Annotated in this window: 19 protein-coding genes; 14 read left to right on the plus strand and 5 right to left on the minus strand. The window is 37.9% G+C overall.

Annotation, left to right across the window (positions count from 1 at the left end):
• The first annotated feature begins 72 nt into the window (after positions 1–72).
• Together MIDI_RS01860 and mltA are read left to right on the plus strand one after the other, a co-directional pair.
• Complete coding sequence (locus tag MIDI_RS01860; protein WP_013950890.1) at positions 73–720, plus strand: Tim44/TimA family putative adaptor protein; 648 nt, start codon at positions 73–75, stop codon at positions 718–720.
• The gene (mltA, locus tag MIDI_RS01865) at positions 690–1,841 is read left to right on the plus strand and encodes a murein transglycosylase A (protein ID WP_052567667.1); all 1,152 of its coding nucleotides are present in this window, start codon (positions 690–692) and stop codon (positions 1,839–1,841) included. The genes MIDI_RS01860 and mltA overlap by 31 nt, the downstream gene beginning before the upstream one ends.
• 440 nt (positions 1,842–2,281) lie before the next feature.
• Here the strand turns inward: mltA and MIDI_RS01870 are convergent, their stop codons facing one another.
• Together MIDI_RS01870 and MIDI_RS09670 are read right to left on the minus strand one after the other, a co-directional pair.
• Positions 2,282–2,923, minus strand: coding sequence for a carbonic anhydrase (locus MIDI_RS01870; protein WP_013950893.1), 642 nt, complete (start codon positions 2,921–2,923; stop codon positions 2,282–2,284).
• Between the two features lie 556 nt (positions 2,924–3,479).
• Positions 3,480–3,608, minus strand: a complete 129-nt coding sequence (locus MIDI_RS09670) for a hypothetical protein (protein ID WP_272940948.1) — start codon at positions 3,606–3,608, stop codon at positions 3,480–3,482.
• 279 nt (positions 3,609–3,887) lie between these two features.
• Between MIDI_RS09670 and gyrA the strand changes: the two genes are divergently transcribed.
• The 4 genes from gyrA (at position 3,888) to MIDI_RS01890 (ending at position 8,580) form a co-directional block, all read left to right on the plus strand.
• Positions 3,888–6,596 (plus strand): DNA gyrase subunit A, encoded by a 2,709-nt coding sequence (gyrA, locus tag MIDI_RS01875; protein WP_041185633.1) that lies wholly within the window; start codon positions 3,888–3,890, stop codon positions 6,594–6,596.
• 136 nt (positions 6,597–6,732) lie between these two features.
• Positions 6,733–6,918 carry a hypothetical protein gene (locus tag MIDI_RS08450; protein ID WP_160162201.1) on the plus strand — a complete coding sequence of 62 codons (186 nt, stop codon included), beginning with the start codon at positions 6,733–6,735 and terminating at the stop codon, positions 6,916–6,918.
• A gap of 143 nt (positions 6,919–7,061) precedes the next feature.
• Positions 7,062–7,295 carry an O-fucosyltransferase family protein gene (locus MIDI_RS01885; RefSeq protein ID WP_160162202.1) on the plus strand — a complete coding sequence of 78 codons (234 nt, stop codon included), beginning with the start codon at positions 7,062–7,064 and terminating at the stop codon, positions 7,293–7,295.
• Between the two features lie 64 nt (positions 7,296–7,359).
• Positions 7,360–8,580: a WlaTC/HtrL family glycosyltransferase gene (locus MIDI_RS01890; protein ID WP_272940992.1), complete on the plus strand. Its 1,221-nt coding sequence runs from the start codon at positions 7,360–7,362 to the stop codon at positions 8,578–8,580.
• A gap of 262 nt (positions 8,581–8,842) precedes the next feature.
• On the opposite strand, the gene MIDI_RS08455 is transcribed toward MIDI_RS01890, so the two are convergent.
• The gene (locus tag MIDI_RS08455) at positions 8,843–9,067 is read right to left on the minus strand and encodes a hypothetical protein (RefSeq protein WP_160162204.1); all 225 of its coding nucleotides are present in this window, start codon (positions 9,065–9,067) and stop codon (positions 8,843–8,845) included.
• Positions 9,068–9,644: 577 nt separating this feature from the next.
• Here MIDI_RS08455 and MIDI_RS06225 point away from each other — a divergent pair.
• On the plus strand, positions 9,645–10,013 hold the full coding sequence (locus tag MIDI_RS06225) for a hypothetical protein (protein WP_013950901.1): 369 nt from the start codon (positions 9,645–9,647) through the stop codon (positions 10,011–10,013).
• Between the two features lie 54 nt (positions 10,014–10,067).
• Positions 10,068–10,268, plus strand: a complete 201-nt coding sequence (locus tag MIDI_RS06230; protein ID WP_013950902.1) for a hypothetical protein — start codon at positions 10,068–10,070, stop codon at positions 10,266–10,268.
• A 307-nt stretch (positions 10,269–10,575) separates the two neighbouring features.
• Here the strand turns inward: MIDI_RS06230 and MIDI_RS09675 are convergent, their stop codons facing one another.
• On the minus strand, positions 10,576–10,698 hold the full coding sequence (locus MIDI_RS09675) for a hypothetical protein (protein WP_272940980.1): 123 nt from the start codon (positions 10,696–10,698) through the stop codon (positions 10,576–10,578).
• Between the two features lie 714 nt (positions 10,699–11,412).
• Positions 11,413–11,961, minus strand: coding sequence for an LOG family protein (locus MIDI_RS01910; protein ID WP_013950903.1), 549 nt, complete (start codon positions 11,959–11,961; stop codon positions 11,413–11,415).
• Positions 11,962–12,051: 90 nt separating this feature from the next.
• Between MIDI_RS01910 and MIDI_RS01915 the strand changes: the two genes are divergently transcribed.
• The 6 genes from MIDI_RS01915 (at position 12,052) to MIDI_RS01940 (ending at position 16,264) form a co-directional block, all read left to right on the plus strand.
• Complete coding sequence (locus MIDI_RS01915) at positions 12,052–12,753, plus strand: phosphatidylserine decarboxylase (RefSeq protein WP_013950904.1); 702 nt, start codon at positions 12,052–12,054, stop codon at positions 12,751–12,753.
• 90 nt (positions 12,754–12,843) lie between these two features.
• Positions 12,844–13,338: an RT0821/Lpp0805 family surface protein gene (locus MIDI_RS01920; protein ID WP_013950905.1), complete on the plus strand. Its 495-nt coding sequence runs from the start codon at positions 12,844–12,846 to the stop codon at positions 13,336–13,338.
• Between the two features lie 18 nt (positions 13,339–13,356).
• Complete coding sequence (locus MIDI_RS01925) at positions 13,357–14,148, plus strand: enoyl-ACP reductase FabI (protein WP_013950906.1); 792 nt, start codon at positions 13,357–13,359, stop codon at positions 14,146–14,148.
• Between the two features lie 84 nt (positions 14,149–14,232).
• The gene (locus tag MIDI_RS01930) at positions 14,233–14,880 is read left to right on the plus strand and encodes a protein-L-isoaspartate O-methyltransferase family protein (RefSeq protein ID WP_013950907.1); all 648 of its coding nucleotides are present in this window, start codon (positions 14,233–14,235) and stop codon (positions 14,878–14,880) included.
• Between the two features lie 2 nt (positions 14,881–14,882).
• Positions 14,883–15,605 carry a ribonuclease PH gene (gene rph, locus MIDI_RS01935; protein ID WP_013950908.1) on the plus strand — a complete coding sequence of 241 codons (723 nt, stop codon included), beginning with the start codon at positions 14,883–14,885 and terminating at the stop codon, positions 15,603–15,605.
• Between the two features lie 20 nt (positions 15,606–15,625).
• Positions 15,626–16,264, plus strand: a complete 639-nt coding sequence (locus tag MIDI_RS01940) for a DsbA family protein (RefSeq protein ID WP_013950909.1) — start codon at positions 15,626–15,628, stop codon at positions 16,262–16,264.
• Positions 16,265–16,308 lie beyond the last annotated feature (44 nt).

Genomic DNA, 16,308 nt, shown 5'->3' on the forward strand with positions numbered 1-16,308 from the left:
TTATAGCAAATTAACTTGCACAATACAAAGGATATCTGATACAAGATTTTTAGTGTAAATAATCAGGTGACCATGCTCGATCTTATTATCTTAGCAATTGTAGCGGTAGTTATCATCTCAAAGCTATTTAGTATATTGGGTAGAAGCGACGATGATTTCGCCGAAAATAATAAAATGGACCCAATTATAGAGCAATTATACAAAAAAAATGCTGCTTCGCGAGAAAAAGTTGATATTGAAATAGTTTCTGCGATCGAGGCTGGGCTCCCTCAAAATATCAGAGATGTTTTTGATAATATCAGAAAGAAAGAACCTTCATTCAATGCTGATACATTCTTAAAAGGAGCAAAAGCCGCTTTCAATATCATTATCCAAGCCTTTGCCAAAAACGATAAAGAAACTTTAAAAAATTTGCTTGCTCCCTCAGTATTTAAAGATTTTGTAAGTGCTATAGATGCAAGAATTGCCCAGAAACAAGTTTTAGAGAAAATGGTGGTTGGAATAAATGAAATAGAAATAACAGATGCAGATTTATCGGGAGATACTGCAACTATTGCAGTAAAAATCACTAGTGATCAAGTGACCGCTTTAAAAGATTATCTAGGAAATGTACTGGATGGAAACTCTAGTACAGCAGTAACAAACCAAGACTTATGGATTTTTACTCGTAATTTAAGGAAGGATAAGGTGTGGTTCTTAACAAATACGAATTCGACATAAAAAAAATAGCTTTTTTATTATTTGTAATGCTTTTTTCTACCAGTTGCTCTGAAGGCGGAGTAATTAGAGAGGCACATTTTAATAAATCTTCTTTTGCAAATTTGAAAGGCTGGAAAAACGACAGACACTTGGCAGCTTTTAAAGCGTTTTTGAAGTCCTGTGACGCAATGATGAAAAGGAAGTCGGGCGACCCGATCAGCGGATTGACCAGCATTGGAGGCAAATCTGAAGATTGGCAGCAGATATGCGTTGCTGGGCTAATCTCGGAAATAGAATCTGATCAAGAAGCAAGGGAATTCTTTGAAAAGTGGTTTACCGTTTATTCTATAACGGATGAAAAAGGTAGCGATATCGGCAGGATGACCGGCTATTATGAAATAGAATTAAACGGCAGTAGAAAACCAACAAAAAAATATAGGTATCCTGTATACAAAACCCCTCCTAATATCGAAAAATTAAAGGGCTGTAACGGTTTCTGTCATGCTTCAATTAATAGAGGCGCGCTGAAAAACAAAAAGCTTGAGATAGTATGGGTCGACAGTAAGGCTAGAGCCTTTTTTCTTCACATCCAAGGTTCTGGAGTTGTCAGATTACCGGGTGGCCAAGAAGTGAAATTGGGTTATGCATGCCAGAACGGTTTTCCTTACACTAGCGTTGGCTCAGTTTTTAAAAAATATGGTATTGAAGGTGTTTGTACTGCAACTCAAATTATGGAATGGCTTGATAAAAATCCTAAAAGGGGTATACGTTTAATGGAAGAGAACAAGTCATATGTCTTTTTTAGAGAAGTATATGGAGAAAGCCCTATCGGTGGGCAAGGTGTGCCTTTAAAGGGTGAAAGGTCTATTGCAATAGATGCAAAGCTTTACCCTTATGGTGCTCCCTTTTGGCTCGAGACAAACTTGCCAACCACTGAGTATAGTAGGTCCACCGATCCTTATAACCGGCTTATGGTTGCTCAGGATACCGGAGGTGCTATAAGAGGAGCAATAAGAGCTGATATCTTCTTTGGTAGAGGAACAAGAGCAGAAGTCTTGGCCAGTAGCACCAGCAGCATAGGAAGGTGCTACATATTACTTCCAAAATCGGTATATGTCCCCACTACACAAAAAGCTTTTTAATTAAAAATTATGCCAATAATAAATATCCACATGCTATCAGGGGGCATACCAACAAACAAAAAAGGGCGTTGGTGCAAGCTGTAACAGACGCCGTAACTCTGCCCTTATGTTAAGGAAAGAAAAGGTTAAAATAATTATTACAGAGATGGAGCCAGACGGCTACGCCATTGCTGGTAAATTGATAATGGATACAGACCCTAATACCACGGTTGCTAAGTAAGCAAACAAATAACTAGCAGATATCCCCCTCGGGAATATTGCACCCAAAGCGATAGGCTCGTGCAGAAAGTTAGGCTCTGAGAATGCGGCTGAAAGCGATACAAAAAGCGTATGTCCCCCATCCCTAGAAGCCTCCTTATACTAAGAGGTAATTGGCACGTTTAAGAGGACTTCCGAGGCAATTCAACAGTTTCAGTCAAGCAAGCGTATAAACCCCCCCCCTAGAATAAATGCAAGAATTTGTCTTGCTCTTTATTATACACTTCTAAAATCCCCCTTTTTAGGTCAAAATTCCACAGATGAATTTCCAAGGCGCTGCTATTTACGCGGTCCAAAATCCATGGAAAAGTTAACAGATTTTTGAGCGACCCTACCACCGCGTACCTGCAGCATTGATCAACTTGTTCCTCTTTCGAAAGGTGATTACAGCTATTTATAGCATCGCTGCAAGCCATATTTGCTAACTCCATCCACTTAGCTATGAAGCTTTCCTTTAGCATAGGTCGTTTTTTTGTTTCTAACATATTAGCAACGCCCCCACATTGTGTATGTCCTAAAATTAGTATATTTTTAATACCAAGAGAACATATCCCAAACTCCAGGGCCGCGCTTGTGCTATGGTATCCGCCGCCAATCTCATAAAGAGGAATTAAGTTCGCAACATTTCTAACCACAAATAGATCGCCTGGCTCACAACTCAGTAGCAACGCAGGATCAACCCGAGAATCTGAACATGCAACAACCAAAAACTTGGGCTTCTGACCGTACTTCACTAGCCTTTCATAGTGTTTATTATACTTACTGAAGTACTTTTTTCTGAATAAATGATAACCATTAATAAGAGATTCTATCTCAGCACTCATTGCTTACAATTAATTAAAACTAATCAGAAGCAACTATACAATAAGCCATGGTAAAGTCAAAAGTAGCGATTAGTTTAGTTGGCATTGCCTAATATTTATAGGTAGGAGTTTCAAATCCAGCAAATGCCTATGGAAGAAGAGGGTAAGAGTAGCGCAAAGCATCCTCAGGGGTTTGCTATAGCGCTTCGTTCTTCGATTAAAACTAGCTAGATAATGCCTCTTAAAGAATTCTTTGATTCTACCACAATGATGTCTCAGCCTTTGTTTTGTGATGGTGCGTGGAGATTTTATAGTATTCGTAAACGCTGTAATCATCTGTACATGCTCAATTTTATAACGTTCCTCAAAGCCTAAATGCCAGGTTCAGGTGGGTTGCCTTGCTCCCGTCACCTACCTTCCAAAATCAATAATTTCACCCGCTCCTCTATCAACAGCAATCCATATAAAGGTGTACTCCCACTTCCATTCTTTGGTCTTTTTTTATATATGTGCACAGCTCGTCAATCTCTAGGACCTCGATATCCTTAAGTGACTTTGTGCTGTTGCAAGCTCTTATCTAACTTTTCTTGCACATAGCGTCCCCCCGTCCTTCGATCCATGAAGATATTTGGCTGTTATGGATTCCAGTCAGTCTCTCTATCATCCTAATCCCGCAGTCCTCAAGGTTAGGTTTTAAGTCTATCATTCATAGTGTATTCTGCCGCTTATCACCTTCTCGGTAATTCTTTTTGCAATTCTTGCACCCCATTACCTCTTGCTGTCCCTATACCACGCCATTCTTCACCTGCTCGCTGGAGCCGCAATATTTACACTTGATTGTCATTTCCTACTCCCGTTTTACTGCGAAGATATCAACACCCTCTTATTGCTGTCTATAATTACTAGGCAACGCCATTTACAAAACGATTTGCTGATTGCCTTTTCCTTAGAATTTGGCTAAAATCCCAACAAAAAAAGGTTGGCTGTGGAGAAAGATCGAAACAATTCGGTAGTTAGAGTCTCAATAGAAAATGAGATGCAAAAATCCTATTTGGATTATGCGATGAGTGTTATAGTAAGCCGCGCTTTGCCAGATTGTAGAGATGGCTTAAAGCCAGTACATCGAAGAGTACTCTATGCAATGCATGAAACTGGCAATGCTCATGATAAGCCTTATAGAAAGTCTGCGAGAATTGTTGGGGAAGTGCTTGGTAAGTATCACCCTCACGGTAATGATCCTGTTTATCTATCGATGGTCAGGATGGCGCAGGATTTCTCATTGCGTGATCCATTAATTGATGGACAAGGTAACTTTGGTTCTATGGATGGAGATTCTCCTGCGCAAATGAGATACACAGAGGTGAGACTTGCAAAAGTTGCAGCAGCTCTTTTATTTGATATTGAGAATAACACCGTAGATTTTCAGGATAACTATGACGGTTCTGAAAAAGAGCCAAAGGTTTTGCCAGCAAGATTTCCAAACCTACTCATAAATGGGGCTAACGGTATTGCAGTTGGAATGGCTACTAATATTCCACCTCATAATATGGGTGAAGTGTTAGATGCGTGTATTGCCTATATAAAAAATGATCAAATTACTCCTGAAGAGCTTCTAGAATATGTACACGGTCCGGATTTCCCAACTGGCGGTGAAATCTTGGGTATTAACCGCATACGTCAAGCGCTACTTACTGGAAGAGGCTCAATAACTTTACGGGGTAAGGTTGAAATAGAAGCTTTTGGAAGCCGTAAAGCTCTAATTATTACCGAGGTTCCTTATCAGGTTAATAAAGCGGAGCTGATTAAATCTGTAGAAGAGTTGCTGAAAGAGAAAGTGATTGAGGGAATTTCTGAGATTAGAGACGAGACCAATAAATTAGGGGTCCGAGTTGTTATAGAATTAAAAAAGGATGTAGTGCCTGAAGTTATGTTGAATCAGCTTTATAGCCATACTCAGCTACAAACTAGCTTCGCGGTAAATATGCTGGCGCTTCTTGATGGCAGGCCGACTGTAATGAATATCCATAGTGTTGTAAGAGCATTCGTAAAATTCAGAGAAGAAGTAGTACGTAGACGTACCTCATTTTTATTAACTAAAGCAAGGGATAAAGCTCATGTTTTGATAGGCCTTGCAATTGCAGTTGCTAATATTGATGAGGTTATTACTTTAATTAAAAATTCTGCTGATCCTAACAAAGCGAAAGTTCAATTATTAAACAGAAAATGGAGTGCAGAAGTCGTCTTACCACTACTTAAACTAGTTGATGACTATAGAAATGAGATAAAAGATGGCGTCTGCCACTTAACGGAAGAGCAAGTCAAAGCTATTCTAGAAATGCGCCTACAAAGACTTACCGGTCTTGAGAAAAGCAAGATAGACCAGGACTTAGCCGAACTTGGGACGGAAATTGCGGATTATCTAGAAATGCTAGGTTCTACTCAAAGGTTATACTCAATTATAAAAAGTGAGCTAAAAGAGATAAAAGATAGATTTGCTACTCCGCGCCGCACTCAGATTATCACAGATCAAATAGATGTTAGTGATGAGGATTTAATTCAACGTGAAGATATGGTGGTCACAGTAACCAGAAGTGGTTACATAAAAAGGGTACCACTTGCAACTTATAAAGCTCAAAGGAGAGGGGGGAAAGGCCGCTCAGCTATTCAAGTTAATGACGATGATATCACAACTGATGTAATCATTACTGATACTCATACCTCTCTATTATTCTTTTCTGATTCCGGAAAGGTTTATAAAATAAAAGTTTATAAGCTCCCTCTAGGCTCGTTGCAAAGTAAGGGTAGGGCGCTAGTGAATATTTTGAATCTCTCTACAGCAGAAAAAATCACCAATATTATGCAGGTTAATGATCAAGATTTACTGGGTGATGGATTATATATTGTTTTTGCAACTGCAAAAGGCAACGCAAGACGTAATGCTTTGTCTGACTTTGCTCGCATACAGTCAAATGGAAAGGTGGCAATTAAGATGGATGAAGATGATAAGCTAATAGGAGTTGTAGTCTGCACTGAATTTGATCATATTATGCTTTCGACTCAACAAGGTAAATCAATAAGGTTCTCAGTTGAAGCACTGAGGGTATTCAAAAGCAGAGCTTCAGATGGCGTTAAGGCTGTGAAACTTGCAAAAAAAGATGATAAGGTGGTGTCTACTGCAGTTTTGAATGGTATTGCGATCGAGCAGGATAAAAAAGATGAATATTTAAAGATACCGGTTGAAAAAAGGTTGGAGATTGCAAAACTCGACTCTGTAATGCTAGTAGAGCACGCCATTGCTAACTTTAATTTAGCTTTAATTAATACTGAAGAAGTACTTTCCTTAGCTAAAAATGAAGAATTTATATTGGTTGTGACGGAAAACGGCTTCGGAAAACGCACCTCAGCTTATGAGTACAGAATTACAAATAGAGGGGGGCAAGGCATTGCAAATGTGAATGTTACGCCGAGGAACGGTAAAGTTATTTCTACCTTCCCTATTAGAGCAGATGAGGATGTAATGTTAATGACAGGTGCCGGGACCGTAATAAGAACTCAAGCTGATACTATTAGAATTACAGGGCGTGGTGCGGTTGGTGTGAAGATAATTACTGTACAAGATGCTGAAAAAGTTACTGCTGTTGCAAAAATTCCTAACGATAATTCTGAATTAGAAAATCATCAATTAAGCCTTTAATAACTTAATTGATTGATAATTAATGAAAGTGTTCTTGTGCGTAGGGTTAAACTCTTTCCTTACTCTTTGGTTGGCTTTTTTATTATTTGTTATTTGCTATTTTGGTATCATAGCATACCCCTTTAAGGGGACAGTTGTGTTAAAGCCGCGTTGTGGGATCGGTAGTCAGCTATTTCAATTCGCAGCCTCATATTCTTTAGCCAAGAAAACTAATAGTGAATTATATATAATAGAAGGGGCAAAAGAGGATGAGCATATTTTAGACCCGTTAGACAGGAGTTACGCACTGGATTACTTTAGTGTAGAAGATAAGGTTTACTAATAGCACTTTTATAAAAATAGTGCACTGGCTAGGTACGCATCAAATAAATAATTGGCTGAATGAAAAGCTATTTAGTATTAAATCTGTTAATGAAAGAAGGTTTTTTTACCTATCACGAAGCAAAAAACCGTGGGATACTTATTATGAATGACTATTTTGAGTCAGAAATTTATTTTAAGGATTTTAAAGATGAAATTATAAAGCAGGTAGCCCCTAGAAATCTTGATATACAAAAGTTGCAACCCCTTTTAGAAGAGATATCTAAAAATAATAGTGTTTGTATACGTGTAAGAGGAGGAGATTTTTTGAAGGATCGTTTCTACGAAACCATGCTTCCTATAGATTATCAGAAGGAGGCTATAAGATTTGCTAATTAGATTATCCCAACAGCAAACTTCTTTGTCTTTTCTGATGGCTTAGATTTCTCAAAAAAAGAATTGGCTGGAGACAGATAATCTTAGTTTTGTTGGCAAGGGACCTTCTAGCTTAGAGAGTTTGTTTTTGATGAGTAAGTGCAGCCATAACATTATTGCTAATAGCACATCTAGTTGGTGGGCAGCTTATATGAATCAAACGAAAGATCATATTACTATAGCTCCGAAGTTTAAATATAACCAAAAATTTTATCAAAATATCTATGATAAACGAAAAAGCTATTGGAAAAAGGCTTTGATGGATTTAAGTGCCTATCCAGAAAATTGGATTTTACTTGATAAAAATAACAATACCATACCAGAGCTTATCAAGACTTTGCAGCTAGATAGCGAGCAATCCAAAGAGATACTGGAAAATTATCATAAGAAAGAGTTTAATATTTATACAGGGGGGCTTGAAGAATTAAGCATTTGTTCTGGTTATACAGGAAAAAAATATGTATGCAAAGTGAACTTAGAAGATGCAACTCAGAGTAAACCGACTGTTGTGACTGCTTATTATAAAATCAGAAGTAAATTTTCGTCTGATCAATATGACAAATGGATGCAAAGCTTTTTACAAATTCCATTTAATTTAGCGGCATATACAGATGAAGAGTCTGCTCCTCTAATAAAAAAATATCGTGGAGATTTACCTCTCAAATTAATAATAAAGGATTTCAAAGAGCTTTATCATTATAGCTTTTATGAAAAGTACAAGAAAATGTATGCAAATGATAGCAATAAGCAGCATTCTCCCGAGCTATATATAATTTGGGCTGAAAAGGTTAAATTTGTTATTGGTGTCATAAAGAACAATTATTATAATTCTGACTTCTTCGTTTGGTGTGATATAGGGATTTTGAGAAATTCGAGGTATTTTAGTACTCAATTTCCTACTCTTGATTATATGACACATAATCAAATATCCGCTGGTATAATCAATGACTTTGAAAATTATGAAATAGAAAATAAACTGATGTCATATGTTGGTCAAGTTCAGAAAGTTGCAGGTAATATTCAAATAGGTGATATCCCATCTTGGAAACTATACAATGTAATATGGAATAGAACTTTAAAAGAGCTAATGGATAACAATATAGATTCAGGTGATGACCAACGAGTTATGGGAACTATTGCTTTAAGATATCCTGATTTTATTAATTTAATTTATCCAAGCATTAATTATAAAGGTAACAGGTGGTGGTATATGTTATTAAAATTTTCTAAGAAGAACGGTAAATTGTAATGGCATTGCCTAACATTTATAGATAGAAGTTTCAAATCCAGCGAATGCCCATGGAAGAAGAGGGTAAGAGTAGCGCAAAGCATCCTCAGGGATTGCTATAGCGCTCTGTTCTCCGATTAAAACTAGCTGGATAATGCCTCTTAAAGAATTCTTTGATTCTACAAATGAGGTCTCAGCTTTTTGTTTTGTGATGGTGCGTGGAGATTTTATAGTATTCATAAACGCTGTAATCATCTGTACATGCTCAATTTTATAACGTTCCTCAAAGCCTAAATGACAGGTTCAGGTGGGTTACCTTGCTCCCGTCACCTACTTCAAAATCAATAATTTCACCCGCTCCTCTATCAACTGCAATCAATATAAAGGTGTACCCCACTTCCATTCTTTGGTCTTTTTTTATATATGTGCACAGCTCCTCAATCTCTAGGACCTCGATATCCTTAAGTGACTTTGTGCTGTTGCAGCTCTTATCTAACTTTTCTTGCACATAGCGTCCCCCCCCCGTCCTTCGATCCATGAAGATATTTAGCTGTTATGGATTCCAGTCAGTCTCTCTATCATCCTAATTCCACAGTCCTCAAGGTTAGGTTTTAAGTCTATCATTCATAGTGTATTCTGCCGCTTATCACCTTCTCGGGTAATTCTTTTTGCAATTCTTGTACCTATTTACCTCTTGCTGTCCCTATACCACGCCATTCTTCACCTGCTCGCTAGAGCCGCAATATTTACACTTGATTGTCCATTTCTACTCCCGTTTTACTGCGAAGATATCAACACCCTCTTATTGCTGTCTATAATTACCAGGCATTGCCAACGATAACTACTACAACTGCCTTGACAACAACCACAACAGCTAGTACATCAACAACAACTACTCCTCAAATTACAACCACTACACCTAAATACAACAACTACTTCTCCAATAACCAATGACGCTTTCGAACTCTCTCGCTCCTAACTTCCAGCACTTTTGGAGTGGTGATTAATGGTATGACCCACTGGCGGAACGTATAGGAACTACATTATTCTCAGCTGGAGGGGGGGATATAACGGAGATGGCATAAATGAACGTTATTATTGGTGCCGAGCACGCGAATAATTATTTAGGAAAGATATATGTAATTTTTGGTAAATCTTCCTTTGAATCCCCTTTAGAGGGATCCAGCTTGAATGGTACCAATGGCTTTTTATTATCCAATGGTATTGCAAAAGATGGTTATGCAGGGATCTCAGTATCTTCGGTTGGGGGGGCATCAATGGTGATGGTAAAGGATGATATTTATCTCGGCGCCTCTGGTGCCGACCCATCTAGCAGGACTGATGCCGGTCAAGTGTGTGTAATTTTTGGCAAATCTTCTTTTACCTCTCCTTTAGAGCTTTCTAGCTTGAACGGCATAAACGGGCTTCATTATAGACGGAAGCACAGCTTGTGACTTCGCAGGACATTCTGTTGCTGGAGATATAAATGGTGATGGGCAGCAGCCGGAATGGACTTTATTATTGGTGCACCGAGTGGTAACGGTGCTCCAGGAAAAGCCTATGCAGTGTTTGGGAAATATTCTTTTTCTTCTCCGTTAAAGCTTTTTGATTTAAATGGCACAAATGGCTTTGTTATCAGGGATATTGCAGGTCCTGATGGTACAGGATCTTCTGTTTCATCGGCCGGAGATATAAATAGAGGACGGTAAAAGCGATATTATTGGCGCTCCTTGGGCTGATGTTTCTGGTAAAGATGGCTCAGGACAGGGATATATAGTATTTGGTAAATCTTCCTTTGGCCTACTTTAGAGCTTTCTAACTTAAATAGCACTAATGGCTTCAAAATTAATGGTATCACAGCTGGTAATTATGCAGGATATTCAGTATCATCCGCTGGAGATATAAACAAACGATGGGCTTGTTGATATCCTAATTGGAGCTCATTATGCTGATCCAAGTGATAAAGCTGATGCAGGGCAAGTATATATAGTATATGCAGGACTTCTGGCCGAAAGTTTAGCGCCGGACACAACCACTACAGCAACCAACTTCCTCAACTACTGTAGCAACAACGCCTACCACTACTACCTCGTCTTTATGCACGTCATTATCAAAAGTAAAAGATGAGGTTTTCGGCACCCTCAAGTTAATCGGCAATATTAAGGCGATTATACATGGTAAGTATGGTTTAGTTTACAAAGATGGGGAATTAAAAACAGCAATAGCTGGTATTGCATCCAATAGTACACTAGCGCTTCAATTGTGCGGAGATGGAGCAATCGGATGTAATGATGCTGAAACTTGTAACACACCGGTGGGTAAGTACTCCAAGTACTGATTTCTGTATTTGGAATGACCTCGGATTGATAACAAGTGTAGAAGTATTACCGAGCACCTAAAAGTTGTTAAAGGAATATAAAAAGCTTGAGCTATCCCTAATATATAAGTATAATTGGCTAGCATTTTGCGCTGGCGTTATTCGTCGCTCGTCTCGCTCTATCATTCTTGAGCCCAAATGTTACTGAATTTGCTATAAGAGATAGTTTGTTGAATGGGCGGCGCGTCTGCTTTTTTATGGCTTGCCTTGCAAGCTCCGCCTGCAAAGGGGCAGAGGGCAGGCTGTTTTCAGTCGCCAACTCGCCTTAATGCACTATGAAAAACTCTTTATGTGTCAACGGTACAAATGCGCAGTTGGGTTCAGCTTAACTCGTTTCAATACATTTCTACTTCTTTTTTGGAACAACTTGGTGCGCCCAGAGATTTTTTAGACGCGCCAGAAGTGCTGCCAATTATCCTTAAAGAGTTAAGTTTCTAAAATTGTATACCCTTTTTATGTAACTTTATCCATCTCGCTCACTTCAAGCGATTAATTAGTTCTTCAATACTATTAACGAACTCATAATTAGACTTAATTGCAGGACTTGCAAATTTTTCATTGATAACTTTTTCAAATAAGTCAAACAAAGGGCCCCAAAAATTATCTTGATTTAATATAAAGACTGGCTTTTCACAAACGCCATTAATACAAAGATTTTTTAAAGTAACAACTTCAAATAGTTCATCAAGGGTGCCAAATCCACCAGGCAAAATAACAAAAGCGTCTGACTCTTTTAGCATCCGCTCTTTTCGGATAAACAAGTTATCTACAAAAATTAATTCATCAACTTCCCAGCTTAATAGCTCAACTCTCTCTATTATTTTAGGAAATATTCCAGTTACTCTCGCTCCGCTTTCTTTTGCAGATTTCGAAACTATACCCATTAAGCCCGAACCGCCTCCGCCATATATCAAATGGCGTTTTGTTTTTCCTATTTCTTCCCCAAATTTCGCAGCTAGTTCCTTGTATTTATTATCGACTAATTCACTCGCTCCGCAAAAAACACATACATTATGATAGCTCATGTTGACACTTGTATTTTAAAATTACGCTTTCTAATAATTAAGTTTGTGGTATAACTCATTTTTATGGAAAACATATAACACTAAAAGAAAATGTTTGAAAGCTTTAAAGATTGGGTGCCTACAATTCATAAAGAAGGTTATGTCTTTATTTTATGTTTTGTATTAGCAACGTTTGTTTTGTTTGCGATGTCTAACACATTCGGTTGGATAGGGGTTATACTTACTATATGGTGCATTTATTTTTTCCGCGATCCAGAAAGAATCACCCCGGTTGCTAAAGGTCTAGTTATAAGCCCAGCTGATGGTCTTATACAAAGGATTACCAGGGCAGCTCCTCCTAAAGAGCTTGATATGGCAGAAAAAGAAATGACGAGAATTAGCATATTCTTAAATGTTTTTGATGTGCATGTTAATCGAATAGCTGTAGATGGAGTTATTGAGAAGGCCCATTATCACCCAGGCAAATTTTTAAATGCCTCTTTGGATAAAGCAAGTGAAGATAATGAAAGACAGTCATTACTAATTAAAACTCCTGATAACCAAAATGTGGCATTGGTACAAATAGCTGGCTTGATAGCAAGGAGGATTGTTTGTAACGCTAAAGAGAATGAGCAGGTACTTGCTGGTAGGAGATTTGGTATAATTAGGTTTGGCAGCAGAGTTGACATTTATCTTCCAGATACCGCTAAAATTCTTGTTAAAGAAGGGCAAACCGCAATTGGTGGAGAAACTATTGTGGCCATGTTAAGTGGCACTAATGAGAAAGAAGAAATAACTTGGGAAAGTAGATAGCTAGCCCCTTTAATTATTTTTATTTGCTTTATCCTATTTTTAAAAATAGAATGCTCAAGGTTGATTCTGATTAACGATTTGAGAAAAATTATGAATAAATTCTCGCTAAAAACTGTCACCACCCCAGTTATATTATCTTTAGCGGTTTTAGGATGTGTACCCTCAACTAATCAAGCTGGTAAGATAAACAAAACCCACTTAGGCACAGTGGGGGGAGTCATCGCTGGCGGCCTTTTAGGGTCTCATATCGGAGGTGGAGCTGGAAATGCGGCTGCAATTACAGTCGGAGCCCTAGCTGGCGGTGTAATGGGGCACTCTATTGGAGCGCAATTGGACCATGCTGATATAGAGGCTATGAATAGAACACAGCAAAAAGCCTTGGAATACGCTAAAACTGGGCAACGAGTTTCCTGGAAAAACCCAGATACCGGTGTGAGCGGGTATGTGGTGCCAACTAGAACTTATGTAGTGCAAGATCAAAATTGTCGTGAGTATACTCAAATCGTAAAGATTGGAGGTAAAACTCAACAAGCATTCGGTCGGGCTTGCAGAAGAGATGATGGGGCTTGGGAAATAATTCAATAAAATTTGGAAAGGTTATAAATGAGTAAATTACTTGAAGGTAAAAAAGGCTTAATAATGGGTCTTGCTAATGATAAATCTATGGCTTGGGGAATTGCTCAAGAGTGTGCTAATCATGGAGCAAAATTAGCTTTTTCTTATCAAGGTGAGATATTAGAAAAAAGAGTGACCCCGCTTGCTGCTGGCTTGGGTTCTGATTTTCTTGTTATGTGTGATGTTTGTGACCAGGAGTCATTGAAAAAAATTTTTGCTCTAATAAAAGAAAAGTGGGGCAAGCTCGATTTTTTAGTGCACGCAATAGCCTTCTCCAATAAGGATGAGCTAAGTGGAAGGTATTTAGATACTAGCTTAGAGAATTTTGCTTTAACTATGAATGTCTCTTGCTATTCTTTTGCAGAAGTTTCAAAATATGCAGCTGAATTGATGACTGATGGCGGTTCCATTATTACCCTCTCTTATTATGGTGCTGAAAAAGCGGTTCCTAACTATAATGTTATGGGAGTTGCAAAGGCAGCTTTAGAAGCCAGCGTTAGATATATTGCTACCGACTTAGGAAAAAACAATATTAGAGTTAACGCAATTTCCGCAGGACCTGTTAGGACTCTTGCTGCTTCTGGAATTTCTGATTTCAAATCGGTACTAAGCTGGACTGAGCAAAATGCTCCTTTAAGGAGAAATATAGATATCCATGATGTCGGCCGCAGCGCTCTTTACCTGTTGAGCGACTTGAGCTCCGGAGTAACAGGCGAAATTCTTCATGTAGATAGCGGTTATCATTCTGTTGGAATGAAAATGTCTCAAGATTCAAATTAGGCATATCTTCAGCTGCTTTAAAAGATTGCAATTATCCGATAAGAGTGTTTAAATCTGTTTTCTATAGTAGAAGATTTAATCCTTATGCAAAATTTAACTACAGAAGATCAAAATTTAGTGAAGGCTAGAAATAATATGGTACAAAATCAGATAGTACCAAATAATATCACTGATATTGCCGTACTAACTGCGTTAAAGTTTGTTCCTAAGCATATATTTGTAGAAGATAGATTCCAGCCAGTTGCATATAGCGAAGGTAGTATAAGCGCCGGTTCCGGTAGAATTATTTTGGAACCAGTTATTTTTGCAAAAATGCTTCAAGCCTGCACTATTAAAAAAACAGATATAGTTCTAGATATTGGATGCGGCCTAGGATACTCAACTGCGGTTCTCGCATTGCTATCTAGAGCTGTAGTCGGCGTTGAAAATAATTTACATTTAATAGTGAGTGCAAAACACAATTTAAGTATTTTAGGTATTGATAATTTTGCTATTCACTCCGCTGACTTCAGCTATGGTCACCCTGACAAAGCTCCTTATGATATTATCTTTATTAACGGAGCACTCCGGAAAACATCTGAAATATTGTTTGAACAATTAAGCAATGGCGGAAGATTAGTAAACATTGAGCAAACATCTTCTGGTGTGGCTATGGCAGTTCTATATACGAAACATCAAGATCAATTATACCGTCAAGACATATACCATTGTAACCTGAACTATATAGAATAATCATGAGATCGTATAATAGATACTATAACGAATTAAGGCCGGTAGAAATTATAGCTGGCTACAATAAACACGCCGAAGGATCTTGTTTAATAAAATTTGGTGAAACGACCGTAATATGCACTGCAAGCCTTGATGAAAAAGTCCCGCAATTCCTAAGGAATACAGGACAAGGCTGGGTTGCTGCTGAATACGGCATGCTACCACGATCAACAGGTTCACGCATTCAACGTGAAGCAACTAAAGGCAAACAAGAAGGAAGAACTCAAGAAATACAAAGGCTGATTGGCAGATCACTTAGGGCTGCTATTGATTTAAAAATTTTAGGCGAGAGGCGGATTATTATAGACTGTGATGTAATACAGGCTGATGGCGGCACCAGAACCGCTGCTATCACCGGAGGGTATATAGCTTTATGCGAAGCGATAAAAACTATGATACATTCTGGAATAATAAAGCGCTCTCCGCTGAAAACGCAGATAGCTGCTGTTTCTTGTGGTATTATTAATAGTAAACCATTACTTGATTTGGATTATAACGAAGACAGTAAGGCTGATATCGATGCTAACTTTGTTTTTGACGGCTTTAACAAATTAATAGAAATCCAAGCGACGGGAGAGAAGACTTCTTTTAATGAAGAAGAATTTAGTGAATTACTAAAAATAGCTAAAGAAGGAACTCAAAAGTTATTGCTAAAACAGAGAGAAACATTAAAAATAATGTCATAACTTTTAAATGTTTAAGTAAAATGAATTTTATACAAATTATTATTTGTTGCGCTCTATTATTTTTCACTCCAATTTTATCTAGCGTAGCGGCAACTAAAAACGAAAAAGCTGAGGTGCTTAAAATTAATCCCAATGATAAATTTTTAGGTAATCAAAATGCTAGGATAGTATTAATAGAATACTCCTCGCTTGCGTGCCCTCACTGTGCAGATTTCCATATCAGTACTTTACCTAAAATTAAAGAGAATTATATAGATAAAGGCACTTTGGTATATGTGCACAGAAACTTTCCAACTAATAAGCCCTCTTTAGTCGCTGCTATGTTGGCTTCTTGTAGCAAGAACTATTTTCCTTTCTTGAATGGCTTGTTCTTATCACAAGAATCGTGGGGATATAGTACCAATTTTGAAAAATCACTTTGTAATATAGCGAAGCTATCTGGCATGGAAAAAAGTGATTTTGATAAGTGTTTACAGAATAAGGAGCTTAAAGACGGCATATATCGTGAGGCCTTTAGGGCTTCTAAAATACTGGAGATAAATGCGACTCCAGTTTTTTTTCTTAATGGAGAAAGGATAGAAGGAGCTATTGCTTACGACTCGCTAGCGACAAAAATTGATTCAAGGATCAAATTATACAACAACATCCCTAACAAATAGAAGCTCGATGCAATTTGTTGCTAAATTAACAATGTAGCGAAACC

This window comes from Candidatus Midichloria mitochondrii IricVA (assembly GCF_000219355.1).
GTDB lineage: Bacteria > Pseudomonadota > Alphaproteobacteria > Rickettsiales > Midichloriaceae > Midichloria > Midichloria mitochondrii.